The organism is Telluria sp. LT2P34 (assembly GCF_059685915.1).
On sequence record NZ_JCASIN010000003.1, the window covers coordinates 83,798 to 109,516 of the forward strand.

General features: G+C 62.2%; 19 protein-coding genes and 6 tRNA genes. 16 read left to right on the forward strand and 9 right to left on the reverse strand.

All coding sequences use genetic code 11. The features are described 5' to 3' along the window. Positions 1–77 precede the first annotated feature (77 nt). From lepA to AC56KZ_RS11095, 16 genes are all read left to right on the forward strand, one after another. Positions 78–1,871, forward strand: a complete 1,794-nt coding sequence (gene lepA, locus AC56KZ_RS11020; RefSeq protein WP_497162212.1) for a translation elongation factor 4 — start codon at positions 78–80, stop codon at positions 1,869–1,871. A gap of 3 nt (positions 1,872–1,874) precedes the next feature. Next, positions 1,875–2,783 carry a signal peptidase I gene (gene lepB / locus AC56KZ_RS11025; RefSeq protein ID WP_497162213.1) on the forward strand — a complete coding sequence of 303 codons (909 nt, stop codon included), beginning with the start codon at positions 1,875–1,877 and terminating at the stop codon, positions 2,781–2,783. A 28-nt stretch (positions 2,784–2,811) separates the two neighbouring features. After that, a complete protein-coding gene (locus AC56KZ_RS11030) occupies positions 2,812–3,240 on the forward strand; it encodes a DUF4845 domain-containing protein (protein ID WP_497162214.1) in 429 nt (142 codons plus the stop codon). A gap of 166 nt (positions 3,241–3,406) precedes the next feature. Beyond that, entirely contained in the window at positions 3,407–4,237 is an 831-nt protein-coding gene (gene rnc / locus AC56KZ_RS11035; protein ID WP_497162495.1) for a ribonuclease III, read from the forward strand. Further along, positions 4,234–5,265 (forward strand): GTPase Era, encoded by a 1,032-nt coding sequence (gene era / locus AC56KZ_RS11040; protein WP_497162215.1) that lies wholly within the window; start codon positions 4,234–4,236, stop codon positions 5,263–5,265. The genes rnc and era overlap by 4 nt, the downstream gene beginning before the upstream one ends. Positions 5,266–5,283: 18 nt before the next feature. Then, positions 5,284–6,138 carry a DNA repair protein RecO gene (recO, locus tag AC56KZ_RS11045; protein WP_497162216.1) on the forward strand — a complete coding sequence of 285 codons (855 nt, stop codon included), beginning with the start codon at positions 5,284–5,286 and terminating at the stop codon, positions 6,136–6,138. A gap of 15 nt (positions 6,139–6,153) precedes the next feature. Continuing rightward, positions 6,154–6,924, forward strand: a complete 771-nt coding sequence (locus tag AC56KZ_RS11050) for a pyridoxine 5'-phosphate synthase (RefSeq protein WP_497162217.1) — start codon at positions 6,154–6,156, stop codon at positions 6,922–6,924. Continuing rightward, complete coding sequence (gene acpS, locus AC56KZ_RS11055) at positions 6,921–7,322, forward strand: holo-ACP synthase (RefSeq protein WP_497162218.1); 402 nt, start codon at positions 6,921–6,923, stop codon at positions 7,320–7,322. Before AC56KZ_RS11050 ends, acpS begins: the two co-directional genes overlap by 4 nt. A 320-nt stretch (positions 7,323–7,642) precedes the next feature. Further along, a complete protein-coding gene (gene uvrC / locus AC56KZ_RS11060; RefSeq protein ID WP_497162496.1) occupies positions 7,643–9,457 on the forward strand; it encodes an excinuclease ABC subunit UvrC in 1,815 nt (604 codons plus the stop codon). A 78-nt stretch (positions 9,458–9,535) separates the two neighbouring features. Continuing rightward, positions 9,536–10,120, forward strand: a complete 585-nt coding sequence (pgsA, locus tag AC56KZ_RS11065) for a CDP-diacylglycerol--glycerol-3-phosphate 3-phosphatidyltransferase (protein ID WP_497162219.1) — start codon at positions 9,536–9,538, stop codon at positions 10,118–10,120. 81 nt (positions 10,121–10,201) lie between these two features. Continuing rightward, positions 10,202–10,277: transfer RNA gene (locus tag AC56KZ_RS11070), tRNA-Gly, on the forward strand. Positions 10,278–10,356: 79 nt separating this feature from the next. After that, positions 10,357–10,432, forward strand: a tRNA-Gly gene (locus AC56KZ_RS11075). A gap of 42 nt (positions 10,433–10,474) precedes the next feature. Beyond that, positions 10,475–10,550, forward strand: a tRNA-Gly gene (locus AC56KZ_RS11080). Positions 10,551–10,579: 29 nt separating this feature from the next. Beyond that, a tRNA-Gly gene (locus AC56KZ_RS11085) sits at positions 10,580–10,655 on the forward strand. 74 nt (positions 10,656–10,729) lie between these two features. Beyond that, positions 10,730–10,803 (forward strand) — tRNA-Cys (locus AC56KZ_RS11090). Positions 10,804–10,936: 133 nt separating this feature from the next. After that, positions 10,937–11,010: transfer RNA gene (locus tag AC56KZ_RS11095), tRNA-Cys, on the forward strand. A gap of 638 nt (positions 11,011–11,648) precedes the next feature. Here the strand turns inward: AC56KZ_RS11095 and AC56KZ_RS11100 are convergent. The 9 genes from AC56KZ_RS11100 to AC56KZ_RS11140 form a co-directional block, all read right to left on the reverse strand. Beyond that, positions 11,649–16,127 carry an RHS repeat-associated core domain-containing protein gene (locus tag AC56KZ_RS11100; protein WP_497162220.1) on the reverse strand — a complete coding sequence of 1,493 codons (4,479 nt, stop codon included), beginning with the start codon at positions 16,125–16,127 and terminating at the stop codon, positions 11,649–11,651. 260 nt (positions 16,128–16,387) lie between these two features. Continuing rightward, on the reverse strand, positions 16,388–17,101 hold the full coding sequence (locus tag AC56KZ_RS11105) for a hypothetical protein (protein ID WP_497162221.1): 714 nt from the start codon (positions 17,099–17,101) through the stop codon (positions 16,388–16,390). A 281-nt stretch (positions 17,102–17,382) separates the two neighbouring features. Then, a complete protein-coding gene (locus AC56KZ_RS11110) occupies positions 17,383–18,762 on the reverse strand; it encodes an acetate kinase (protein WP_497162222.1) in 1,380 nt (459 codons plus the stop codon). Positions 18,763–18,785: 23 nt separating this feature from the next. Beyond that, complete coding sequence (locus AC56KZ_RS11115; RefSeq protein ID WP_497162223.1) at positions 18,786–19,313, reverse strand: hypothetical protein; 528 nt, start codon at positions 19,311–19,313, stop codon at positions 18,786–18,788. Positions 19,314–19,332: 19 nt separating this feature from the next. Then, complete coding sequence (locus tag AC56KZ_RS11120; protein ID WP_497162224.1) at positions 19,333–20,022, reverse strand: C39 family peptidase; 690 nt, start codon at positions 20,020–20,022, stop codon at positions 19,333–19,335. Then, on the reverse strand, positions 20,019–20,447 hold the full coding sequence (locus tag AC56KZ_RS11125; protein ID WP_497162225.1) for a hypothetical protein: 429 nt from the start codon (positions 20,445–20,447) through the stop codon (positions 20,019–20,021). Before AC56KZ_RS11125 ends, AC56KZ_RS11120 begins: the two co-directional genes overlap by 4 nt. A gap of 90 nt (positions 20,448–20,537) precedes the next feature. Then, the gene (locus tag AC56KZ_RS11130) at positions 20,538–22,571 is read right to left on the reverse strand and encodes a hypothetical protein (RefSeq protein WP_497162226.1); all 2,034 of its coding nucleotides are present in this window, start codon (positions 22,569–22,571) and stop codon (positions 20,538–20,540) included. Positions 22,572–22,965: 394 nt separating this feature from the next. Then, positions 22,966–24,288: a sigma-54 dependent transcriptional regulator gene (locus tag AC56KZ_RS11135; RefSeq protein WP_497162227.1), complete on the reverse strand. Its 1,323-nt coding sequence runs from the start codon at positions 24,286–24,288 to the stop codon at positions 22,966–22,968. 189 nt (positions 24,289–24,477) lie between these two features. Next, positions 24,478–25,707 (reverse strand): metal-dependent hydrolase, encoded by a 1,230-nt coding sequence (locus AC56KZ_RS11140; RefSeq protein WP_497162228.1) that lies wholly within the window; start codon positions 25,705–25,707, stop codon positions 24,478–24,480. Between the last annotated feature and the right edge of the window lie 12 nt (positions 25,708–25,719).

Consider the following 25,719-nt stretch of genomic DNA (forward strand, 5'->3'; position numbering starts at 1 on the left):
CGTATTGCGCCGGCAGTTTCGGCGCCGGCCGGCCACCCGCCTGCGGCCTCGCCCCTTTTTGGTTTTGAGCTTTGTTAATGAACAACATACGTAACTTCTCCATCATCGCCCACATCGACCACGGTAAATCGACCCTGGCCGACCGCATCATCCAGCTGTGCGGCGGCCTGTCGGACCGAGAAATGGACGCGCAGGTGCTCGACTCGATGGACCTGGAGCGCGAGCGCGGCATTACGATCAAGGCGCAGACCGCCGCCCTGCAATACAAGGCGCGCGACGGCCAGGTCTACAACCTGAACCTGATCGACACCCCCGGCCACGTCGACTTCAGCTACGAAGTCTCGCGCTCGCTGTCGGCCTGCGAAGGCGCGCTGCTGGTCGTCGACGCGTCCCAGGGTGTCGAGGCGCAGACGGTGGCCAACTGCTACACCGCGCTCGACCTGGGCGTGGAAGTGGTGCCGGTCCTGAACAAGATCGACCTGCCGCATGCCGATCCTGACAATGCCAAGAAGGAAATCGAAGACGTCATCGGCATCGATGCTTCGGAAGCGGTCATGTGCTCGGCCAAGTCCGGCCTCGGCGTGGAAGACGTGCTGGAAGACCTGATCAAGCGCGTGCCGCCGCCGACAGGCGACGTCGACGCGCCGCTGCAGGCTCTGATCGTCGACTCCTGGTACGACCCGTATGTCGGCGTCGTGATGCTGGTGCGCGTCGTCAACGGCACGCTGCGCCCGAAAGACAAGATCCTCCTGATGGCGACCGAATCGGTGAACCTGGTCGAAAGCATCGGCGTCTTCACGCCGCGCTCGGTCTCGCTGCCTTCCCTCTCCGCCGGCCAGGTGGGCTTCATCATCGCCGGCATCAAGGAACTGAAGGCGGCCAAGGTGGGCGACACGGTCACCCTGGCGAATCGTCCCGCCGCCGCGCCGCTGCCGGGCTTCAAGGAAGTCCAGCCGCAGGTCTTCGCCGGTCTGTTCCCGGTCGAAGCGAACCAGTACGACGCGCTGCGCGATTCGCTCGAAAAGCTCAAGCTCAACGATGCTGCGCTGATGTACGAGCCGGAAGTGTCGCAGGCGCTGGGCTTCGGCTTCCGCTGCGGCTTCCTCGGTTTGCTGCACATGGAAATCGTGCAGGAGCGCCTCGAGCGCGAATTCGACATGGACCTGATCACCACCGCGCCGACCGTCGTGTACGAGGTCGAGATGCGCGATGGCAGCATCATCCGCGTCGACAATCCTTCGAAGATGCCCGAGCCCTCGAAAATCAACGAAGTGCGCGAACCGATCGTCGACGTCAATCTGTACATGCCGCAAGAATATGTGGGCTCGGTGATGACGCTGTGTAACGGCAAGCGCGGCCTCCAGATGGACATGGCCTACCACGGGCGCCAGGTCAAGCTGCATTACGAAATCCCGATGGCCGAGATCGTGCTCGACTTCTTCGATCGCCTGAAATCGACGTCGCGCGGCTATGCCTCGATGGACTACGAGTTCAAGGAATACCGTTCGGCCGACGTGGTCAAGGTCGACATGCTGATCAACAGCGAACGGGTCGACGCGCTGGCGATCATCGTGCACCGCGCCAACGCGCCTTACCGCGGACGCCAGGTGGCCGCGAAAATGCGCGAACTGATCCCGCGCCAGATGTTCGACGTGGCGATTCAGGCCGCCATCGGCGCCACCATCATCTCGCGCGAAAACGTCAAGGCGCTGCGCAAGAACGTGCTGGCGAAATGCTATGGCGGCGACATCAGCCGCAAGAAGAAACTGCTTGAGAAACAAAAAGCCGGTAAAAAACGGATGAAACAGGTAGGTTCGGTGGAAATTCCACAAGAAGCCTTCCTCGCCATCCTCCAAGTGGAAGACAAATAAACTATGCAATCGATCCTGGCGAATTTCGCGCTCATTCTGCTCGTGCTCATGGTGATCACGGGCGCCATCTGGTTCTGGGACGTCTTCGTGCTGTCCAAACAGCGCCGCGCCGCGGCCAACGCCGCACTGGCCGAGTACGATGCACGCGCCGCCAAGCTCACCAGCGAAGGCATCAAGGTCGAGAACAACAAGCGCGCCTCGATCGAAGCGGCCTTCCTGCGCCAGCCAACCTGGGTCGAGTACTCCGGCAGCTTCTTCCCGGTGATCGCCATCGTGTTCTTCCTGCGCTCTTTCCTGTGGGAGCCGTTCAAGATCCCGTCGAGCTCGATGGTGCCGACCCTGGAGATCGGCGACCTGATCCTCGTGAACAAGTACACCTATGGTATTCGCCTGCCGATCATCAACAAGAAGATCGTCGAGCTGAACAATCCAGAGCGCGGCGACGTCATGGTCTTCAAGTATCCGAAGGACATGACCCAGGATTACATCAAGCGCGTCATCGGCGTGCCCGGCGACACCATCACCTACGAAAACAAGCGCCTGACGGTGAACGGCAAGCCGGTCGAGTACACGCCGCTCGACGACTATCTCGATTCCGACAATCCGGTCTACCACAAGCATTTCATCGAAAAACTGCCGGGCAGCCAGCACCGCATCCTGAATTCGGAACCGGCGCGCGCCTTCAACCTCGACGCGGTGGAGAACTTCCCGCAACGCGAAGCCTGCGACTATTCGTACGATAAATTTACCTGTATCGTACCGGCAGGCAATTACTTCATGATGGGCGACAACCGTGACAACAGTGCGGACAGCCGTTATTGGGGTTTTGTTCCCGACAAAAATATCGTCGGCAAGGCTTTCCTGGTGTGGATGAACTTCAGCGATCCGAAGCGCATCGGCAGCATCCAGTGAAGCGCACCGGCGTCGCCAAGGAAACAATATGCGAACAAATATGATCAGCAGGCTGCGCGAGCGGAAACAATTGGGCCTGAACCGGCAGCGGGGTTTCTCGCTGAGCGGTCTGATCGTCGTGCTGATGGTGCTGGGCCTGTTCGTCGTGCTGGCCATCAAGATCGTGCCGTCCTTCCTCGAATACCGTTCGGTGCGCGACGGCATTGCCCGGGCCAAGGCCGCAGGCGGCTCGGCTGTCGAAATGCAGCAGGCTTTCGACAAGTTTGCTGAAATCAACGACGTCGATGCCGTGCGCGGCCGTGACCTGGTCATCAGCCGCGACGGCGCCAGCCCGGAAATCAGCTTCGCCTACGAGAAACGCATTCCCTTGCTGGAAAACGCGACCCTCGTCATCGATTACGAAGGCACGACCGACGCGAGCGGCGCCGTCGCGGCAAAGCCTGCTGCTGGCGACTGAGCACGCCAGGCGTCAAGGCCGCAGCGGCCGGCCTGTCCCTGCGACAGGCGCGTGCCTGCACGCCTGCACGCCTGCGCGCCCCCATACGCCACCAGCGCGGCCCAGCCCGCGCAGTCCACCGGACAGGCGCCGCCGACCGCGGCGTTCGTACTAGAATGAACCCATGATGAATCTTCAGCTATTGCAAACGCGCCTAGGTTATACGTTCCGCAGTGCCGCCCTGTTGCAGCAGGCGCTGACGCACCGCAGCCATAGCGCCTTGCATAATGAACGCCTCGAATTCCTCGGCGATTCCATCCTCAACTGCGTCGTCGCCTCGATCCTCTACGAGCGCTTCACCCACCTCGACGAAGGCGACCTGTCGCGCCTGCGCGCCAACCTGGTCAAGCAGCAGTCGCTGTTCGAGATCGCGCAGAAACTGGAACTGTCGCAGTTCCTGCGCCTGGGCGAGGGCGAACTCAAGTCAGGGGGCTTTCGCCGTCCGTCGATCCTGGCCGATACCCTCGAAGCCCTGCTCGGCGCGATTTTTCTCGACGCCGGCTTCGAGGCCGCGCGCGACACCATCCGCGCCTTTTATATTCCGCTGCTCGACACGGTCGATCCGCGCACGCTCGGCAAGGATGCCAAGACGCTGCTTCAGGAGTTCCTGCAAAGCCGCCGCATCGCGCTGCCGACCTATAACGTGATCGCTACCCACGGCGCCGCCCACAACCAGGAATTCGAGATCGAATGCCTGGTCCCGAAGCTGGGCATCCAGGTCTTCGGCCGAGGCGGCAGCCGCCGCGCCGGCGAGCAGGCCGCGGCCCGCCTTGCCCTCGAGACGGCCGAACTGGCGCTGCGCAAGACCCCGGCCGCCAGCCGCAAGGCCAAGCCGCGTGCCGCCCAGCTCAAGCTGGCCGGCATTGCCACCATCCAGGGCGACGAGAAGGACGATGCATCTGATGCAAGACCTGACGCTGCCGTTGCCGCTACCTCCGCCCCCATCAAACACGCATGAACGACGTTATGAATACCGAAAACAATCCTGCCGAGAACACGCCTGCTCCAAACGACATGCCTGACCATGGGGAAAGAGAACTCCCGGCGGTCGACATCAATTCCTTTTTCGCCGACCGCAAGGATGCCAGCGGCGGCACCTCGGTCGAGGGCTTTCGTTGCGGCTATATCGCCATCGTCGGCCGCCCGAATGTCGGCAAGTCGACCCTGATGAACCAGCTGATCGGCGCCAAGGTGTCGATTACCTCGCGCAAGGCGCAGACCACGCGCCACCGCATCACCGGCATCCAGACCGTCGACGATGCCCAGTTTATCTATGTCGATACGCCGGGCTTTCAGACGCGTCATTCGAATGCACTGAACAAAACCCTGAACAAGACTGTCTCGAACACGCTCACGGCCTCCGACCTGGTGCTGTTCGTCATCGAGGCCGGCAACTTCGGCCCGGCCGACCAGCAAGTGCTCGACATGCTGCCGAAGAACGTGCCGGTGCTGCTCGTGATTAACAAGTCGGACCGCATGAAGGACAAGGCGACGCTGATGCCGTTTGCCCAGAAAGTGGCGGCCCTGTGCGACTTCACCGCCATCGTGCCGGTCTCGGCCAAGATGCGTTTCCAGGTCGATTCGCTCGAGCGCGAGATCCGCAACCACCTGCCGGAAAATCCGCCCGTGTTCGGCCCGGACGACATCACCGACCGCAGCGAAAAATTCCTCGCCGCCGAAATCGTGCGCGAGAAGGTGTTCCGCCTGCTGGGGGATGAACTGCCTTACACCAGCACCGTGATCATCGAGCAGTTCCTCCAGGAGGGTAATCTGCGCCGCATTTTTGCTGCCATCCTGGTCGAGCGCGATACGCATAAATCGATGATTATCGGTAACAAGGGCGCCCGCCTGAAGGAAATCTCGACCCAGTCGCGCCTGGACATGGAAAGGCTGTTCGACGGCCCCGTGTACCTGGAGATCTGGGTCAAGGTCAAGTCCGGCTGGGCCGACAACGAAGCAGGCCTGCGTGCCTACGGTTACGAGTAAGCACCGGGCATCAGCCGCATGACGAGCCTCGACGCCGATACCGACAAGCCAGACGCCCCAAAGGTGCAGCCAGAGGTGCAGCCAGAGGTGCAGCCAGCGGGCAAGCTCGTCGTTCCTGGCGGCCCGCCGGCCCCGGTGCGGCGCCAGCGTGGGCCGGTGAGCCAGATTCGCATCAATGGCCAGCCGTCGTTCGTGCTGCACAGCTATCCCTACAAGGAAACCAGCCTCATCGTCGACTTGTTCACCCGCGACCATGGCCGCATCGCGGTGGTGGCCAAGGGCGCGAAACGGCCATTGTCGAAGCTGCGCGGGGTGCTGCAGACCTTCCAGCCGCTGTCGGTGTCGTGGAGCGGCAAGTCCGAACTGCGCACGCTGATCGACGCCGAATGGGTCGGCGGCATGCTGCCGCTCGAGCGCACCGCACTGTTATGCGGCTTCTACCTGAACGAATTGCTGGTCAAGCTGCTCGCGCGCGACGACCCGCACCGCGCCTTGTTCGACCATTACGTGTCCACGCTCAATGAGCTGGCGCATGGTGAACCGGCACAAATCGCCTTGCGAAAATTCGAACGGGCCTTACTTAAGGAAACAGGGGTCGCCGCCGACCTCGGCCGTTGCACGACCACGCGCGAGGCGGTGCTTGCCGCCAGCGACTACGTCGTCGACCCCGAGCGCGGCGCCCGTGAAGCGCGCGACTCCGATGTCTGGCCGGTGGTGTCCGGGAAAACCCTGCTCGACATGGAAAGCGAGGAGTATGGCGACCCGGCCACGCAGAGCCAGAGCAAGCAGCTGATGCGTTTCCTGCTGGCGCACCACCTGGGCGGCACGCCGCTCAACACGCGGCAGATTCTGATCGATTTGATGCAGTTATAAACCTTCTAATAAAACATGAGCTTCCTGCAACCCGCCGGCCCGGTCATCGACCTGGGCGTCAACATCGACCACATCGCCACTGTGCGCAATGCGCGCGGCACCGCCTACCCGGACCCCTTGCGCGCGGCGCTGCTGGCCGAGCAGGCCGGCGCCGACCTGATCACCCTGCACCTGCGCGAAGACCGGCGCCATATCCGCGATGCCGACGTCGTCGCGATGCGCCCGCAGCTGGCCACGCGCATGAACCTGGAAGCGGCGGTGACCCAGGAAATGATCGACTTCGCCTGCCAGGTGCGCCCGCAGGACGTCTGCCTGGTGCCCGAGCGGCGCGAGGAAGTCACCACCGAAGGCGGGCTGGATGTGATCCGCTATTTCCACGAAGTCGAAACGGCAGTAAAACAGCTGAAAGGCGAGGGCATCCGCGTGTCGCTGTTCATCGACGCCGATGCGGCCCAGATCGAAGCGGCCGCGCGCACCGGCGCCACCGTGATCGAGCTGCATACCGGGCGCTATGCCGAAGCCGAAGGATCGGCGGCGCTGCATGAACTCGAGCGCATCAAGGCCGGCGTGGCGGCGGGCAAGCGCCATGGCCTGGTCGTGAACGCGGGCCACGGCCTGCACTACACCAACGTGCAGCCGGTCGCCGCGATCCGCGACATCGCCGAACTCAACATCGGCCACGCGATCGTCGCCCACGCCCTGTTCGCCGGCTGGGAAAACGCGGTGCGCGAGATGAAGGCCATCATGGTGGCCGCACGCCTGGGCGTGTCGCTGGGGGCGCAGTGATCTACGGCATCGGCACCGACATCGTCCAGATCTCGCGGGTCGAGGCGGCGCTGGCGCGCAACGAGCGCTTTGCCGAGAAAATTCTGGGCCCCGAGGAACTCGACAAATTCCGGGCCCGGCGCGAGCGCAGCGAGGTGCGCGGCCTGCGCTTCCTCGCCACCCGCTTTTCGGCCAAGGAAGCTTTTTCCAAGGCCATTGGCCTGGGCATGCGCATGCCGATGACCTGGCGCTCGGCGCAAATGCTCAACGCGCCGAGCGGCAAGCCGGTCATCGTGTGCAGCGGGGCGCTGGAAGAATTCATGCGGCAAAATAAACTGAGCGCACAAGTGACGATCAGCGACGAGGCCGACTACGGAGTCGCCTTCGTCATCGTCACCCGCGACGAAACGACATCCTAAGCAAACACCAGGCAAGTGACAGACCAGTGACCCAGCAAGTGCCATCCCCCGAGCTGCCGGAGAACCCGGCGCCCAGCAAGGACGTCGCCCAGCAAGTGGCGGAAGCGCCCGTGGCCTATGTGGCGGCGGGCGGATCGGCCATGCCCGCTCCGCATCGCAGCGAGGACAAGCCGGCGCGCACCAGGCCGCCGAAGACCAAGCCAGCGGTGGAACCGCGCGCCCGTCCCGACACCTGGCAGGTCGTGAAGGAAGAACTCACCACGACCCTCAGGGCCGACAGCGCCGACCCGGTCCAGCCCGGCAGCTCGGCGCGCGAACAGGTGCTGGCGATCGTTGCGAAACTGCCGGACCTGCCCGGCGTGTACCGCTATTTCGACGCCAACCACAACGTGCTCTACGTCGGCAAGGCGCGCAACCTGAAGAAGCGCGTCTCGAGCTATTTCCAGAAAAACCTGTCCAGCCCACGCATCGCGATGATGGTGGGCCAGATCGCGCGCCTGGAAACCTCGGTGACGCACAGCGAGGCCGAAGCCCTGATCCTGGAAAACAACCTGATCAAGGCGCTCAAGCCCCGTTACAACATCCTGTTTCGCGACGATAAGTCTTACCCCTACCTGAAAATCACGGGCGGGGATTTCCCGCGCATGGCCTATTACCGCGGCGGGCTCGACAAGAAGAACCAGTATTTCGGTCCTTTCCCGAGCGCCTGGGCGGTGAAGGAATCGATGCAGATCCTGCAAAAGGTGTTCAACCTGCGCACCTGCGAGGACAGCGTCTTTGCCAACCGCACGCGGCCCTGCCTGCTGCACCAGATCGGCCGCTGCAGCGCGCCCTGCGTCAAGCTGATCGCCAAGGATGAGTACAAGGTAGACGTCGAAAACGCCGCCAAGTTCCTGCGCGGGCGCCAGACCGAGGTCATGGAAGACCTGCAGCAAAAGATGCACGGTTTTGCCGAAAAGCTGATGTTCGAGCAGGCCGCCGGCGTGCGCAACCAGATCCAGTCGCTCTCGCGCGTGCTGCACCAGCAGAGCATGGAAACGACCGGCGACGCCGACGTCGACGTGATCGCCGTGGTGGTGCAGGGCGGGCGTGCCTGCGTCAACCTGGCCATGGTGCGCGGCGGGCGCCACCTGGGCGACCGGGCCTACTTTCCGACCCAGGTTGCCGAAGCGATTGCCGAGGCCTCGATCGAATGCGAAGTGCTGGCCGCGTTCCTGGTCCAGCATTACACGGATAAATTTATTCCGGGCACGCTGATTCTGAACATCGAATTCGACCAGCCGGAACTGATGGTGGCGCTCGCCGAGCAGTGCGGGCACCGGATCAATCTGATCTTCCAGCCCCAGGGCCAGCGCCGCCAGTGGCTCGAGCTTGCGCAAAAGGGGGCGGAGATCTCGCTGGCGCGGCTGTTGTCCGAACAAGGGTCGCAGCAGTCGCGCACGCATGCGCTGGCCGAGGCCCTGTCGCTGGACGCGAGCGACCTCGACACCCTGCGCATCGAGTGTTTCGACATCAGCCACACGGCGGGCGAGGCGACCCAGGCATCCTGCGTCGTGTTCCATCACCACGCCATGCAGAATGCGGAATACCGGCGCTACAACATCAACGACATCACGCCCGGCGACGATTACGCGGCCATGCGCCAGGTGCTGATGCGTCGCTACGAAAAGGTGGCAAGCGGCGACGGCGTCATGCCCGACGTCGTGCTGGTCGACGGCGGCAAGGGCCAGGTCGAGATGGCGCGCCAGGTGCTGGCCGAACTCGGCCTGGACATCGGCCTCATCGTCGGCGTCGCGAAAGGGGAGGCGCGCCGGGTCGGCCTCGAGACCTTGATCTTCGCCGATGGCCGCGCCCCCCAGGAACTCGGCAAGGAATCGGCCGCCCTGATGCTCGTCGCCCTGATCCGCGACGAAGCGCACCGCTTCGCCATCACCGGCATGCGCGCCAAGCGCGCCAAGACGCGCCAGGCTTCGCGCCTCGAGGAAATCGAAGGCATCGGCGCCAAGCGCCGCCAGCGTCTGCTGGCGCGCTTCGGCGGCCTGCGCGGCGTGGTCGACGCCAGTGTCGAGGACCTGTGCCAGGTCGAGGGCATCTCGACGGCGCTGGCGGAAGAGATTTACCGGCAGCTGCACTAGCTCAACTGGTTTATAAAGCAATACCCATGTAGACTAGCGGCGCACGCATTTCTCAACGGTAAACCAGTTCAAGACCTTATGCCTTTTAACATCCCGATTCTCCTGACCTGGTTACGCGTAGCACTGATCCCCCTCGTTGTCGGCGTTTACTATCTCCCCACGCACTGGCTTCCGGTAGCCGACCGCAACCTCGCGGCGACCCTGGTCTTCATCGTCGCCGCCATCACCGACTGGTTCGACGGCTTCCTCGCGCGGCGCTGGAACGAAACCTCGGCCTTCGGCGCCTTCCTCGATCCGGTGGCCGACAAGCTGATGGTGGCCGGCGCCTTGCTGGTGCTGATCCAGCTCGACCGGGTGAACGCGATCATCGCCTTCATCATCATCGGCCGCGAAATCACCATCTCGGCCCTGCGCGAATGGATGGCCGAACTCGGCGCGCGCAAGTCGGTGGCGGTCAATTCGCTGGGCAAGGTCAAGACGGTCGCGCAGATGGCCGCGCTGCCGATGCTGCTGTTCCATGATCGCCTGTTCGGCCTGGACATGCATTACTGGGGCGTCGTGTTCCTGTGGATCGCGGGCGTGCTGACGGTGTGGTCGATGTTCTACTACCTGCGCCGGGCCTGGCCTTTGATCAAGGAAAAGAGCGGCAGCCTGGAAAATTAATGCTCTGTCATCCTTGACGTACGGATCAGATCATCTATAATGCTTGCCTGTTGTGACGAGATCGCGGCAAGCGAAGACGAAGCGGGAGTAGCTCAGTTGGTAGAGCGCAACCTTGCCAAGGTTGAGGTCGAGAGTTCGAGCCTCTTCTCCCGCTCCAGTGTTTGCAGTGAAGTCGGCAGTACCGGGTTAGCTTGGAAATTGACACAATTTCTGCGATAATCCTTTGTCTCCAGTAGGCGGGAGTAGCTCAGTTGGTAGAGCGCAACCTTGCCAAGGTTGAGGTCGAGAGTTCGAGCCTCTTCTCCCGCTCCAGTTATCTGGGGCAGTAGTAAAAATAGTCGTACAACACTCCGTGCGGGAGTAGCTCAGTTGGTAGAGCGCAACCTTGCCAAGGTTGAGGTCGAGAGTTCGAGCCTCTTCTCCCGCTCCAGTAAGGCGTGTCGATAGCAGGACTCCCCAGCGGGAGTAGCTCAGTTGGTAGAGCGCAACCTTGCCAAGGTTGAGGTCGAGAGTTCGAGACTCTTCTCCCGCTCCAGAATTCAGAGAAGACATTTTCTCATGTTGAGTTGGCATATAACCCGCCAGCGCAGCAGCAGTACCTTACCCCATGGCGAGGTAGCAAAGCGGTTATGCAGCGGCCTGCAAAGCCGTCTAGACGGGTTCGACTCCCGTCCTCGCCTCCAGAATGCTTCGACAAAATCGCCGCTTGCCGGCGATTTTGCATTTCTGCACTCATCGTGTACTTCGCGCAGGACATTGCTTCTTCTATTGACGTGAGACATGGTTCGCCGGCACCAGCATCATAAAATTGTTTCTGGCGAGGTAGCAAAGTGGTTATGCAGCGGCCTGCAAAGCCGTCCAGATGGGTTCGACTCCCGTCCTCGCCTCCAGACAACGAAACGCCCTGCATTGCTGCAGGGCGTTTTTTTTCGCACGTCGGTTACCCAAATTTCTGCTTGCATCAAACGCTCTAACGCGCGCCGTTTGCTATTTAATGCATGTATGAGTACGGGATTGTGCACGCACCGCTGTAAGTATTGATCTCGCTAGTTAGCCAAAAATTGGATTAGGCTATATATCGCCCGGTTAGGATCATAAAATTTGAGGTAGTGATGATGGATGTTGGTCGCTAAGTCAGGAGCATGCGCAGGCGAACCAGCAGGTGATTCATAACGGGCTACCAAAAGGCGAGCCTAAATCTGGGTTGAACAATTGATCGCGCTCGCCTATTGCGTGGAACGACACGTAAATTGGAGCAAGCGACCTATGGGGCTTTTCGTTCCGAAAGAGCTGAAGCAAAACGCACGAAGGCGAATGAGTCAAAGGATACATATATCAGACCCATGGCTAACAAAGCAAAAAGAAGGGCCGTTCGATAAGGCGCTTTTGTTTTGGAGCTACCCAGTGTTTTTCGTCGCGCTCGTATATACAAAAAATAAGCAGCAATAACCGAACAGAATGCCAAAATCGTACATATCCACCAAGGTACCCAAATATTAACTCTGGTCAGTAAGTCCATCTCTTTCCCTTAGTTTATAGCGCAGCATGATTTTCCGCCCTTACTCCATGCCTTTAGTTGATCACGAATAATCGCCTTCTCTTTAGCGATTTCTCGGTAATTGTGCTCGCGTAGACTTGGCGTCATTTTTGTTCCGACGCCAGGGCGGCTGTCGTATGAGCGCTGGAACTCGTCTGCTTTTGCTTGAGGCAAATACTTTACAAAATCGATGATCTGAGAATCGCTACATTTACTTAAGTCGAATCCGAATTCCTTCGCATGTTCCCTCGCAGCGCTCACAACCGTCGCGTTAGGGATATAGAACGGAATTTTTACCAAGCCAAGGGGATCACTAAAGGACAAGGGATTGGCTTCCACATAACTATATGTATTGATTCCACCAAGGAGGCCGGTCGGGTCGGACTGTATGTATCTGCCGCTTCGGGGATCGTAATCCCTGAAATAGTTGTAATGAAGCCCTGTCTCTGCGTCATAAATTTGCCCAGGAAAGCGCGGGTTGTACGTAAATTTTTCTAAGGGAAGCACAGGCGTTTCTGGTTGATATAGGCCAAACGGATCTGCACGATCCCAACGCCAGACGATCTTGTGGTCGGCGGCACGCGTAATGACACGGGGAGTATTTAAATGGTCGGAATATATATGGTGGATGCTAGAATGTGCCTCTAATGCTGTCGGAGGCGTGAGTATCGCAACTGGCAAATTGTCGAGATACACTGTTTCCTGAATTGCAGTGCCACTTCCGTTGTATTCACCTAACAGCTGTCCTCGCTCGTCATACATATAATAGACTGCACTTCCAGTTGGATTCGCCTTGGAAACACGTTCGCCCAAGCCGTTATATCGATATATGGTCGTGACACCATCTACACGTGCGCTGTCGAGTCGCCCACTTGCGCCGTAGTTATAGACAGCCGTGCCGTCGCTCGTAATATTACCGGCCGCGTCATACAAATAAGTCTTAGCCGGCGTGGGTCCGCTTGCCGCGTTGAGCCTGTTACTTGTGCTGCTGACAACGTATGCATGGGCCGCCGTGCTGAACCGGGCCCAGGTGCGGTTGCTGTTCCTGTCATAGCTAAATGACTGATTCATCCCAGCGGCGTTGACATGCGTAAGGCGGTCAACGTCATCGTAATAGTACCGCTGGTCACTTACGTAGGCTGCCGGACCGCCGCTGTGGGTAGCTGCGGTAATACGGCCCTCGGCATCATAGTGCAACGTGCGAATGACGCCGGCATTGTCGGATTGACCAAGCGGGTAGCTGACCAAGCGGCGCTGCAGGTCATACTGGCGCTGATAGGTGCGTTGGATGGCGGCTGTGCTATTACCCCATACCCAGCTTGCAACTGGACCGAAGGGCCGGTACTTGATATCGAACAGAAGTGGGACTGCCGAAGACGAATTCACGGCTACCAAGCTGAGGCTCTGGACTTTCCCACCAAGGCCGTACGCGAGCTTGATGATGTTCCCGCTCGGATAGGTGATAGACGTCAGATGGCCCGTTTCGTTGCCGCTATTGCCGTAGGCGTAAGTGACGCGGAGTGCGTGTGCGCCCTGGCCTGAACCGACGTCTTGCGTCCTTGACAGCAGGCGTCCGAATCCGTCATACGTGAAGACGGTTCGACCTGAGTTATCGTCTATTGAAGTTAATTGGCCTGCTGCGCCAGTGCCGGGAGGGCCGTACTCGAAACGCGTCGTGCCGTGTCGTGTCATCCGTCCTGAGGTATCGTAGTCGAAAGTGGTGGCGACACTGCGTGCATCGCGAACCGCCTCAACATTGCCCACGTTGTCAAAAGTGATCGAAGTGGTACCCGTGTCCGGACTAACTGTCTCTATCTTCTGGCCAAAGGCGTCATGCTTGTAGCGGGTAGTGAGGGAGCGCGGGTCCGTCACGCTTGTCAGCAAGTCCTGATGGTTGTAACCATAATCGACGATATGAGGCTTATCGTTCGGCGCTGCCGCAGGTGACAGTTCGCGTACCAGGCGGTCGAGGAAATCGTAGCTCCGCGTGGTCAGTCGTCCGAGGCGGTCGGTTCGCGCCGTAAGATTGCCATTTTTGTCGTACTGGATTGTTGCACCGGAGTCATGCGGATGAGCCTGTTCACTCTGTATGCGCCCTAGGGCGTCAAAAGAACGTGTCACCTGCCACGCCAAATTGCCGCCAGCGTCTCGGCCAATTTCCTTCGTAATGTTTCCGAGTCCATCGAGATCGTAATGTATGGTGTTGCCCACATCGTCGCTTACGTCAGTCAGGCGGTGCGCTGCGTCATATGTCCAGCGCATGCTAACGTCATCAGGCCCGGTTGCGCGGACCAAGTTTCCAACTCCGTCGTATTCGAAATCGTAGGACTCAGCAGCTCCGGCAGCGTCACTGGTAGTGGTGCTAAGCAGGCGCTGACGCGTGTCAAAGTGCCGGATGACGGTCTGTCCGTTTGTATTGAGGATACGGGTCGCTAGTCCATCGACGTTGTATTCGCGGTATTCAACTGTCCCAGTGCCGCTGCCGGTGACGGTGGCAAGATCGCCAGCGGCATGGGTTTCGGTGGTGTCAGAGTAATAGGTGAGCACCTTTTTGCTCGATTGGCCTTGCGCATCGGCAGGCCCCGTTTCTGACAGTAGCTTGCCCTGAGCATCGTATGTATAACGAGTAACGCGAGGCTGTCCGACCGGCGTCCCTCCAAAGCCGCGTTCGCCATTTACGTCTGAAGTCCCTTGTGCCGTGGTAGCGCATAGTAAAGGCAAAGGTTTGCCGCCCAGCAGCTGTGCGCCGGCTGCACAGTCGGCGATGCGGCCGTCTGAATCTAGCTGGCCATTGTACGTGTAGGTGGTAATCAGATTAGGTTCCGCTACAGCGGCGTGCATGCTGAAGTCTGGGTGCCACCGGGTAGATGTACGCCGAAGGCTCGGTTTTGTCAGCGCTAGACCTGCACTGATTGGACACGCGTCAGCAGCTGTGTAACCGCTAATTCGGTTCGTTTCGAGCCCCCGGGGTTTTTCATTAAGATAGCAGGTCTTGTTGCCGTTGAAGTCAATCTGGCTCTTTATTTGGCCAAGCGCATCTGGGGCCAAGGTTCGCACCCCTGCACTGCAGCCTGATCCGGCTGGCTGACTCTGGCTGGTGGCCAGATTAAATGAGCCCATGGTCATCAAACCTATCTTGCGTTCCGTACCTAATGGATCGGTAATAACGCGTGTTTGTGCGTCTGGATAAGAGAAATTATAACGATTTGCGCCGAGCGCATGTTCCGATAGTGTAGCGCGGCCATTCCCGTCATATGCATAGTTGGCAAAGCGGTTGCCATTTTCGTCGGTGATACCGGTTAGCAAATAGGGGTTTGAGGTCGTTTCATAGTGATACTCTCGAGTGCTAAGGCGAACGCCGGACTGGTCGAAATGCTCAACGGCGATCAAGCGTTGAAATCCAGCGAGCGAAGGAAAATTTGCCTGGGCTGGCGAATCGTATTTGTAGCGAACCGTACTGTTTGCCGAGGTAATGGAAGTGACAACATTTCCTTCTCCCCAGCTGAGCTCGAGCTTCCGACCGTACGCGTCCGAGATGGTCCTAAGTTGAAGGGTAGCGGGGTCGTATTCGTAACGCTCGGTGACGCCGTTTGACAATTGGGAAATAGTCAATAGATACGATATCTTGCTCCCGTCGCTGTTTTTCATCTGCACAAACCTGTCGGTCCTGCCATCTTTTGTTAGCAGCCACTCGTCATGGGCTGGGTTCACCGAAACCAGCGTTGCTGTCTTGTCGTGGCGCGACTGGAATGTATTCCCCACGCCAGGCAGGAACTCGAAAAACGAACCATCCCCTAGGGTGCCTTCGATCATTAACGGCGTACCGCCGTTTGCAGCACTTAATTTAGCGGTGATCGTGAGATAACGGTCAAACGGGAATGACCAGCCTAGGCCGCTCGAATGTCTTGCGCCTCCTGTACGCAGCGTACGGTACGTCCGGTTAATGTGTAACGCTCCCGCTGATGTACCTTTGAAATCAATATCAGTTTGAACCTTGGCGCCAGTTGACACGACAACAGGGTTACCGACGGCGAACCCTGGTGTGCCGGGAGTGCAACTCAAAGGAGCTGGCGGCTCCTCTGATATGTGGTCCCATCGGATACACACACCTGGCGATCTGGAAACATATCCCGGCTTGCAGATAAAGACGGTAGTACCATACCAACGAACATCTCCAGCATTCAAGAAATGAGAGTACTTGCATTCATACATTAATCCAGGGACCCCTACAGGACGTATGTCGACCAGTGGCGTACCCATATGATTCTTGGCAATTTGAGTGCATGCTTCTACCGGATTGGCTGCATAAGTGCGGTTGCCATTTCCAAAAAATGACCATCCCAGGACGCCGTCATTCTGTACACCAAGTGATTGCGCCGGCTTGGCTAGTCCTACCGCGACGACGATGCAAGCTTCCAGCACTGTCACGATTCGCCTGAACAAGCTGGCGAAAGGAAATGATAATTTCATAGAGTTCCCGAGATTAATTATCAGGCACTGATGTGCGAATAACTAACACTAAGCGAGGGAACAGACTTCGATATTGCGTATAGGCAACTAAAAGCTAGCCGAAAGCGGATGCGTTAATGATAATTACGGAAAGTTCCTGCGACGAATTGCTACATTGATCGTCGATCAAAGTTTTAACCCTGCCGTGCAGCCGCTCGGTTCCGTACACGTAGCAGGGCTTGTCTTCAACCATGAACAAGGTGGCTTTGCCCAGCGCGAAATCACACCAGCTCATAACGCCCCCGATAGGGACGAAACCCGATCCTGCGCTTGAATTCGCGCAGGCCGGGCTGCGCGCCGAGGAAAGTGTCGTACATGAAGTAATCGACCTCGCCTTCTTCGATCAGGCGGCAGACGATGGTCGATAACAGCAGGTACATGATGCCGTCGCTGTTCTTGTAGCCCATCAACTGATCGGTCGATACAAAATTACCGTAGCGAAGCGTGCTGCAATACGCGCTCAGGCGTCCTTGCGCATCGAAGACGCCGTAACACGCACCGTGGACCGGATTGTCGTAGCGCGTTTTCTTGACGAGATAAGCGCTGTCCATCGGCCGTCCCTGGCGCTCGTCGCACGAGGTGTGGATGGCATGGATCTCGTCGATATGCGCGTTGCGGTCGATCGGGCGCAAGCGGTAGCCGCGCGCCTGCGCCTTCCTGCTTTTATGCCCCGCATAATCCTTGCGGCGCACGGTGTCCAGGTAACGGCTCGCCTGGCCGGCAAATGCCCTCAGGTCGATCAAGGCAATGCCCATCGTCTTGTTGCGGAAAATTTTCAGGCGCGGGTGACGCCGCGTGAAGTTGGCATGGGCACGCCGGATCTCGTCCGGGTGCAGGCTCTGGTCGAAACGCAGGCGTGCTACCGGCAGGCGCACGAGTTGCGCCGCGACGCGGGCATGTTCCACCAGCTTTGTGACGAGCTCAGGCGTTTCCATAAGTGATCCTCATGTCGGGCATGCACGGTGCGCGCACTGCAATCGGCGAGGGGGAGGCGCGAAACTTGATCAGCCTGTCAAGTCAGAGTCGCAGGAAACTGAACAGTTCCCCGGCGACGCCTGATCTCACGCAAACGACGCCTGCTGCCCGGCCGGCACGCGGCGATCGGACGCAGCTGCCCGACATGTCGAGGAAGGGATGCTCATTGATAGGGGAAAGAGAAGGCGGCCGCAGCGGGCCGGCCGCATCGCCGCGGCCCGGACCGGGCCGCGGCGTGACGTCAGTAGGACATCGGTACCCGCAGCATCAGGCTGACGTCCGGCGTATCGCGCGTCAGGCCGGCGCCGACGGCGACGCTGAGCGTCTTCTTCTCGCTCAGCCGGTAGGAGTAGCCGATCAGCAGCGTGCCGAGCTGGGTGCGTACCGAGCCCGGCACCGTGCGTCCGGACTGCTTGGTGCGCGCCACCGAGTTGTGGTCGTAGCCGACGCTGAACGACGCCTTGTCGTTAAGCGCCAGGCCCATGCCGAAGTTGAAGCCGAACACGCCGCCCGGCGCGATTTCGCCGAGCGATTCCTGCTCGCCGCCAAGCACCGTGCGCGAGACCTCGCGCTTGAAGTTGTGCAGGTAGCTGAAGCTGCCGAAGAACACGGCCGGATCCGAGGGGAACAACCAGGTCAGGCTCGGCTGAATCGAATAAAAGCCGGAACCGGTCGGCAATTCGAGCGGCAAGCCGGTGCCGGTGATGTTTTCGCCGATGCAGCGCCGCTGGCAGTCGGTCGTGACTTCGAACGGGTCCTTGCCGGTGCGCGACTTGAAGCGCAGGCCGCCGATGAAATAGGGCATGTCGACGCCGCCATTGTTGAGCTGGTAGCGTGCCGCCAGTTCGACGTCGCCGAGCGCCTTGCCGCTGGTCTCGAAGGCGCGTTCGACGGCGGTCCCGGTGAACACTTCGCGGCTGACGGTGGCGTCGCTGCGGTAAACGTAAGGCAGCTTGGCTTCGACTTCGATACGGTTGGTGAGGCCGGTGCGCAGGGTCGCGGTGGCGGTGGTCGTGTTGCGCTTGACCTCGCGCACGTCGATCAGGCCGATCAGCAGGGCCGGGATTACCGTGTAGCCGACCAGGGCCACGCGGTTGCTCGACGAGTAGCCGTACTGGATGGCCGGCTCGAAGATGTATTTGCCGCGCTGCGTCAGTACGCCGGGCTGCTCGAAGATCGGGGCGACTTCGCGCGCGCGGCCATCGCCGCTGGGGGCGCGGCCGACGGCGGCGGCGCCGCTGGCGGGCCTCGGCGCGTTGGCTGGCGCGCCGGCGGGCGCAGCCGGGGGCGTCGGCGCCGCCAGGGCCGCCGTGGCCGGGGTTGCCTGCGGCGCCCCACCGGTGCCACGGGCCGCGGCCAGCGCTTCCTGCGAGAGAATCGGCGCGGTGCTTCCTGCAAGCAGCGGCGCCGGTGCAGCTGGCGCTGCCTGTGCTTCGCTACGGCGGGCCGTGCGCGCGTCGCGTTCGAGTTCGTCGATACGTGCACGTTGCGACTCGAGTTGCTGGCGCATCGCCTTGACCTGTTCGACCAGTTCCTCGACCGATTGCGCCTGCGCCGGGAAGGCGCACAGCGCCGCGCTGACGGCCATGGCGCCGATACATAGCGCCGGTTTGTTCTGCATAAATGACTCCCTGAAGGGCGCCGTCAGCGGGGTGCGACGGCTGTTGTCAAAACATTATTCAGGCTTGTGCCGAAATTGAGCGCACGTAACACTCCGGCGGTATTTACGGTGGCGTTGATGGCGGTCCGGTTCTGTATCAGCTGGTCGTTCAGGGTGTTCTGGATCAGCGTCCCGCCCAGCAGGCCGGACGCGTCCTGCGTCACGGAGCGCACGTCGCCATTCTGGATCAGGCGCAGCTGGCCGAGGGCCTCGCTGGAGATGCTGCCCTGGCCGCTGGCCAGTTTGCCGATGTCGCCCAGCTGCATTTCGGTACGTTCCACGACATTCCCGTTGATCGTCACCAGCCGCTCCAGCCCCAGGGTGACAACCAGTCCGCCGGGCGTGATGAAGCCGCCGCGCGCTTCGTCCAGGCTGGCCTCGGCGACGGCATTGGCGGCGGTGAACAGGCCGGCTGGCGCTCCGGGGGCCGGCGCTCCGGCGGGGACCGCGTCCGCTGCCAGGGCCGTGAGCGGCAGCAGCAGCAGGAAGGGCATGACAAGGTGGAGCCGCATGATGATGGTCCTCGCAAACTTAAAAATCGCCGGGGCCGAACTTCGGCAACCCGTAGGTGGACTCGAAGGCGCGGCTGGCGCCCTCGCCGAGCGGGGCGCGCGGCGCATTGCGCCAATCCGCCGCCTGGTTGAAGCCCGGTTTGATCGGTCCTTCGTGCACCACGAACAGGATCCGGTTGGCCCAGATCGATTCGAAACGTTCGCGCGCCATCACGCGGGTGCCGCGCGACGGGTCGCCGAGCAGGATGCGGCCTTCGTCGAAGCCCTTGATGACGACGAAGTGCTGGTAGCCGTTGTCGGAAATGAGGACGATGGCCGGCAGTTTCGCTTCGATCAGTTTGTCGAGCGGCAGCTGGAAGCCGTTGGCGGTAAAGCCGCGGCTCTTCAGGAAGCGCTGCATGTCGAGCAGCGAAAAGCCTTCGCGGCGGATCTTTTGCTGGTCGCCGCCCGTGAACATGTGCTGGAAAGCCTCCTGTTCGCTGGTCGGCGTGGCGTAATGGTGGGTCAGCAGCGTGGCCAGCGCGGCCGAGCCGCAGCTGAAGTCGTACTGCTGGCGCAGCGTCGCCTGGAAGCGCAGGTCTTTCATGCTCTTGACGGGCATGCCGACGCGCATCCCGCTCGGCAGCGACAGCTCGGCGGCGCTGGCGGAAGGGGCGGCGCCGGGTCCGAGCACGAGGGCCGCGAAAAAAACAAGCGTACGCAAGCTCATTGGAACTGCAGGTTGATGACGGTGGCGTTCTGGATCAGTACGTTGGCGCCGCTGTTCTGGATTACCACGGGAATGCCCGACATGTTCGCAAACGAACCGGCGTCGATGGTGTTTGATCCGGTGTTGACGTTGACCGCGCTGTTGTTGGCGACATCGCCGTTGAGCCTGGTATCGTTGAACACCGTGTCGGCGCGTCCTCGTTCGCCATCCAGTTTTCCGAGGTCGACTGCCTCGACGGTCTGGCCGCCGATGGACAGGACATTGGCGTTCTCCCTGGACGCCGGCGCGGACAATACCCCGATGGCGCCCGCTGCCGGCACGCCGGTCAGCTCGTGCGCGCCCAGCAGGGCGGGTCCGGCCGGTTCGATCGCCGCGGCCGGTACGCCCAGGCTGGCCGCCAGTGCAAATACAAACATCTTGTTCATTTTGTCTCCCTGAATCCGAAGACAGCCGCGCCGGAGGGCGTGGCCGTCTTCGGGATTGTGCTGCTCTAGGTCTTGCTCGCCATCAGAGAATTACGGGCCGACAGCCAGGTTGCTCTGGACGTTGACGCTCTGCTGGATCAGGGACGAGAAGCCGTTGTTCTGGCTGATCACCATCACGCCGGCAGCGGACTGGCCGACGCTGGTCATGGCGTTCGACATGTCGAAGGCGCCTGCGCTGACGGTGTTGGTGCCGCCCGCGCCGCTCGTTGCCGAGCCGCCTGCGCCGCCGGTGCCGGTGCCTGCGGTGTTGGCGCCGCTCGCGCCGCCCATGCCGCCGGTACCCGTGCCGCCCGCGCCGCCTGCGCCGCCGTCACCGGCAGTGGCCGCACCCGAAGTGGTGGAACCGTTGGTAGCGCTGCCCGAGGTCGCTGCGCCGCCGGACGAACCCGCGCCGCCGGTGTTCGATGCCAGGCCGGTCGAGCCGCCTGCGCCGCCCGTGCCTGCCGCTGCGCCGGCGCCGCCGGTGCTGGTGCCGGCCGTGGCCGAACCGCCGGCGCCGCCTGCACCGCTGGTGCCGGCGCCGGAGGCGCCGCCAGTGCTCGACAGGGCCGCGCCTGCGCCGCCGCTACCGCCGGTGGCGGTGCCGCCCGCCGCGCCCGAACCCGAGGTGTTCGTTGCCATCGCACCCGAACCTGCGGTGCCGCCGCTGCCACCGGCAGCGCCTGCGCCACCCGCGCCGCCAGCTGCGCCCGAACCGCCGGCGCCGCCGGTGCCGGTGCCTGCCGAAGCGGTGTTCGAGGCGCCGGTCACGGTGCCGCCGGTGCTGCTGGCGGTGCCGGAGTCAGCGGCGCCACTGGTGCCGCCGCCCGTATCCGAGGTGCCCGCGCCGCCTGCGCCGCTGCTGGCCATGTTGCCGCTGCCGGTAGCGCCGGCGCCGGCCGAGTCGCCGCGTGCCGAAGCATCGCCCACCGACACCATGCCGCCTGCCGCGCCACGGCCGCCGGATGCGCCTGCGCCGCCCATGCCGCCTGCTGCACCGGCTGCGCCGTCGCCGCCTGCCCCGCCCGACGCCATGCCGGTCGAGCCGCCCATGCCGCCATTGCCCGCCGCCACACGGCCCGAATTACCGCCGTTGCCGCCGGAGTTGCCATGGGCTGCGCCAGCCATGCCGCCGGTGCCGGCGCCGCTCATGCCGCCTTCGCCGCCGACGCCGCCGCCGGCGTTACCGCTCGAGCCACCCCGGCCGCCGTCGCCGCCTGCGCCGCCCGAAGCACCGGAACCGCTCGATGCGTTCGAAGCGAGGCCGCCCGCGCCGCCGGAACCCGCGCTTGCCGTGCCGGCCATCGCGTCGCCGGTGCTGGCGCTGCCGCTGCTGGCACGGCCGCCGGCCGAGCCGGTTGCTGCCTGGCCGCCGCGGCCTGCTGCGCCGGCGCCGCCGTCGCCACGTGCCGAGCCGCCCATGCCATCGGCGCCGCGGCCACCGCTGGCCGCGCCGCTGTTGGCATTGCCGGTGTTGGTGGCGACGTTGCCGATGTTGGTGATGTTATTGCCCGTGACCGTACCGTCGAGGGCGCTGGTGGCCGTGGCGCTCGAGGTGTTGAACGAATTCGAGAAATTCGAGGTGGCGGTGCCGCCGTTGTTCGCGGCGATGGCGCCGGCAGCGCTGGCGCGGGCGCCGCCGCTGCTGTTGTTCTGGCCCGAGCTGTCCCGGTTGTTCATGTTCTCACGGGTGCTGTTGTCGGAATTGTCGACGGTGCGGTTCGTCGTGGTGGTGCGGGTCGAGGAATCGTTGTTCTGGTTCGAGTTGTCGCGGGTCGACGAATCGTTGTTCTGATTCGAGTTGTCGCGGGTCGAGGAATCGTTGTTCATGTTCGAACGGGTGCTCGAATCGTTGTTGCGATTCGAGTTGTCGTCGGTGCGGGTGTCGGTACGTGTATCGGTACGGTTGACGGTGCGCGTGACGGTCGAATTGTCATCCATGCTGGCGTTGCCGCCATTGGCATTGGCTCCCGATCCCCGCTGGGTCACGGTGGTCGAGGAGTCGGTGGTCGGGTCCGTCGTTTGAGCCTGGGCGTTCAGGCCGAAAGCAAGCGACAGGGCGGTAACGAGCATGGTCTTGTTCATCAAAATTTCCCCTGGGGTAAAGTGGCTAAGGTCAAACTGGCGGTCGTACCAGCTGAAGTCCTTTACGCAAGATCAATGCCAGTTTCGATAAAGATGGGTTAAACCATTGATAAATCGTCACAAAACTTGGTGTAAATATGATGAAATTGCGCGTTGCCAATGTTATTAAGAAATAAACTATCGCGTGCTGTACCGCAACCGGCACACTTGTGTCCCTTTTGGCTGAGTTCGCCATGGACACTGTGTCCGGCACCACGCCGTCCAGGCAGCTTGTTCGCCTGTATCGACGGGCGGCAGCCCGCATGGCGCCGTCGTCATTGCCGATTCAAGGCAAGCACGGGGGCGTCGGGCAGGTTGTGGCTGAGCTGGGAAGGAAGAGGCTGGTACGGAAGAATCAGGAGCGCATGCCGTGCTTGGCCAGCAGGCGGTACATCGTGGTGCGCGACACGCCGAGGTCGCGCGCGGCGCGGCTGACGTTCTGGCCGCTGCGGTCGAGGCAGGTGCGGATTGCAAGCCGTTCCGAATTGCAACGCGCATCGTCGAGCGCCGCCTCGATCGGGGGCGAAGGCATGACAAGGTCGAGGTCGTCAGGTTCGATCCATTTGCCGTCCGCCATCACGAGCGCGCGCCGCACCCGGTTGATCAGTTCACGCACATTGCCCGGCCAGGGGTGCGCGGCGATCGACGCCAGCGCGCGGCTGCTGAAACCTTTCAGGCGCGGCGACTTGTCGGCCGAGTACAACTGGAAAAAGTGTTCGGCCAGCTCGACCAGGTCGTCGCGGCGCTCGCGCAGCGCAGGCACGGTGACCGGCAATACCGACAGCCGGTAATACAGGTCTTCGCGGAAATCGCCGCGCGCGACAGCCTGCTGCAGGTTCACGTGCGAGGCCGAAATCACGCGCACATCGACCGGAATCGGCCGCGTCGAGCCGAGCCGGATGATGGTCTTGTCCTGCAAAAAGCGCAGCAGGTTTGCCTGCAGGTCTTTCGGCAAGTCGCCGATTTCGTCGAGGAAGAGGGTGCCGCCATTGGCTGACTCGATCAGCCCGACCTTGTCGCGCGCGGCGCCGGTGAACGCGCCGCGTTCGTAGCCGAAGAGCTCGGAATGGATCAGGTTGGGGGAGATCGCGCCGCAATTGATCGGCACCATGGGCCCGAGCGCGCGCAGCGACTGGCGGTGGATCGCCTGCGCCGTCAATTCCTTGCCGCTGCCGCTTTCGCCCCAGATCAGCACCGGAGCGTCGACCTTCGCGACCCGATCGACCTGGCCACGCAGGCGCACCATGGCTTCGCAACTGCCGATCAGTGCCGAGGGCGCCGCGGCTGGGCGCGCCCGGGGGCGCCGCAGCTGGGCATGGCCATGCACGTGGCCGAGCATGTGAACGAGGCGCCGGGTATCGAGCGGCAGCGTGTGGTAATCGTGGAGGTAGTCGCCGACCAGTTCGCGGCAGCCTGGCGCAGCGAGCGCCTCGCGGCCGAACACGCCAATCCACTGGACGTCGCTGTGCTGGCGCAGGAAACGGTCGACCTCGCCATGGGGGCGCGATCCGATCACGTGCATCAGCAAGCCGACCAGCCACGTTTCCTGGCGCAAGGCCTGGCGCGCCTCGTCGAAACCGTTGACGGTGTGGATCTGCCATCCCGGCATGTCCTGGCGGAGCAGGTCGACGGCGCCGGTGCTGTCGGGTGCAATGCAGAGCAATCGTTTCGGAACCATCCATTCTCCCCGGTGTTGAATTGCGCAACTGCGGACCATCCCGAACCGGGCCGTCCGCTGGCCATCTCTTCTTTAATTGCGGATGAATAGCATAAGCATACTGCATGCCGATGTTGTACGGCAGACAATTGAATTTGGCGTGGGCTGTTACCAACTCGACAAGATGCGGGGCTTGACCTGAGCGCCGGACTAGGGCATGCCAAGCAGATCGGCACGTGGATAGCCCCAGCGCGGCAGCGCGGCCGGGCAGGGCGATCCGGCGCGCGCCGCGTAGGGCAGTGCCGAGAAGTTGGGCGCCCCGGGCAGTCCAAAGCGCACGTCGAGGGCAGTCCCGTTCGCCAGCGAAGGCGCACGGGCAAAGCGCAGCCAGGCGTCGACCCGGCAGTCGGCAGCGCGCAGGGCGCGCAAGCCGGCAAGCGATCCGCGCTCTTCCCAGGCCCAGGCCATGCCTGCCGACGCCGGCCCTGACGGGACGACGCGCATGCCGGCAATCGGAGCCGGGCAGCTGCCCGCCGGATTCCAGTCCGGCGCCAGGCTGAGCACGCCGCGCCGGACGCGGTAGCCGTTGCGCCCGTCGTTGGTAATCGCGATCGCGCCCCAGCACAGCGGATTGGCAGGGAAGGCCGACAGCGGCAGGTCGAGGATGCGCGCCGCCGGATCTTCGCGCGCGATCAGGGTGCGCAGTTCGGCACGTGCCAGCTGCGCCATCCCAGCCTGCAGCAGCACGAAGGCGGCCACCATGCCGACCCCGGCCACCAGCGCCGCGCGTTCGCCGGCACGGCGCGTGAGCAGCTGCGCCAGCGCCCACAGGGCTGCCAGGCCCGCAAACGATCCCCATTGCAGGTGCCCGGTGAAGACGAACAGCAGCGGCGCCGCGATCAGCAGACTCAGCAGGAGGCGGCGCCAGCGCGGCGCCGCCACGTGCGCGGCCAGCGGCGTTCCCAGCGCCAGCCAGAAAACCGGCTCGACGATGAAGACCATGTCGCCGTAATACCAGCGTGCGTCAAAAGGCGCGAACGGGTGGATGCCGTAGACGTTGAGCGCGTCCATGCCCAGATGCAGCAACAGGCCGAGCACGGCTGCGGCCGCGAGCCCGCGACGCGCCGCCGCGCTCGTACCCAGCAGGGTCCGCGCCTTCGGCCAGAAAGCCCACAGCGCCGCTAGCAACAGCAAGGCCTGCGGCAGCGCGTACAGCAGGGTATGCGTGTGGCCGCGGTGGTGCAGCAGGTAGCCGAGCGGCTCCGGGGCGAGGCCGGTCAGCACCAGGTCGAGGTCGGGGAAATTGCTGGCGAGGGCGCCGCAGCTGAGCAGCAGGCGGCGCCGGGTGGCGGCGCGCGCAGGATCGGGCTCGGCGCGCAGCACGCGGTGGGTCAGCTCGCCAAGCGCGAGCCCGACCAGGGAATGGGTGAGGTTGTCCATGAGGCAATGGTA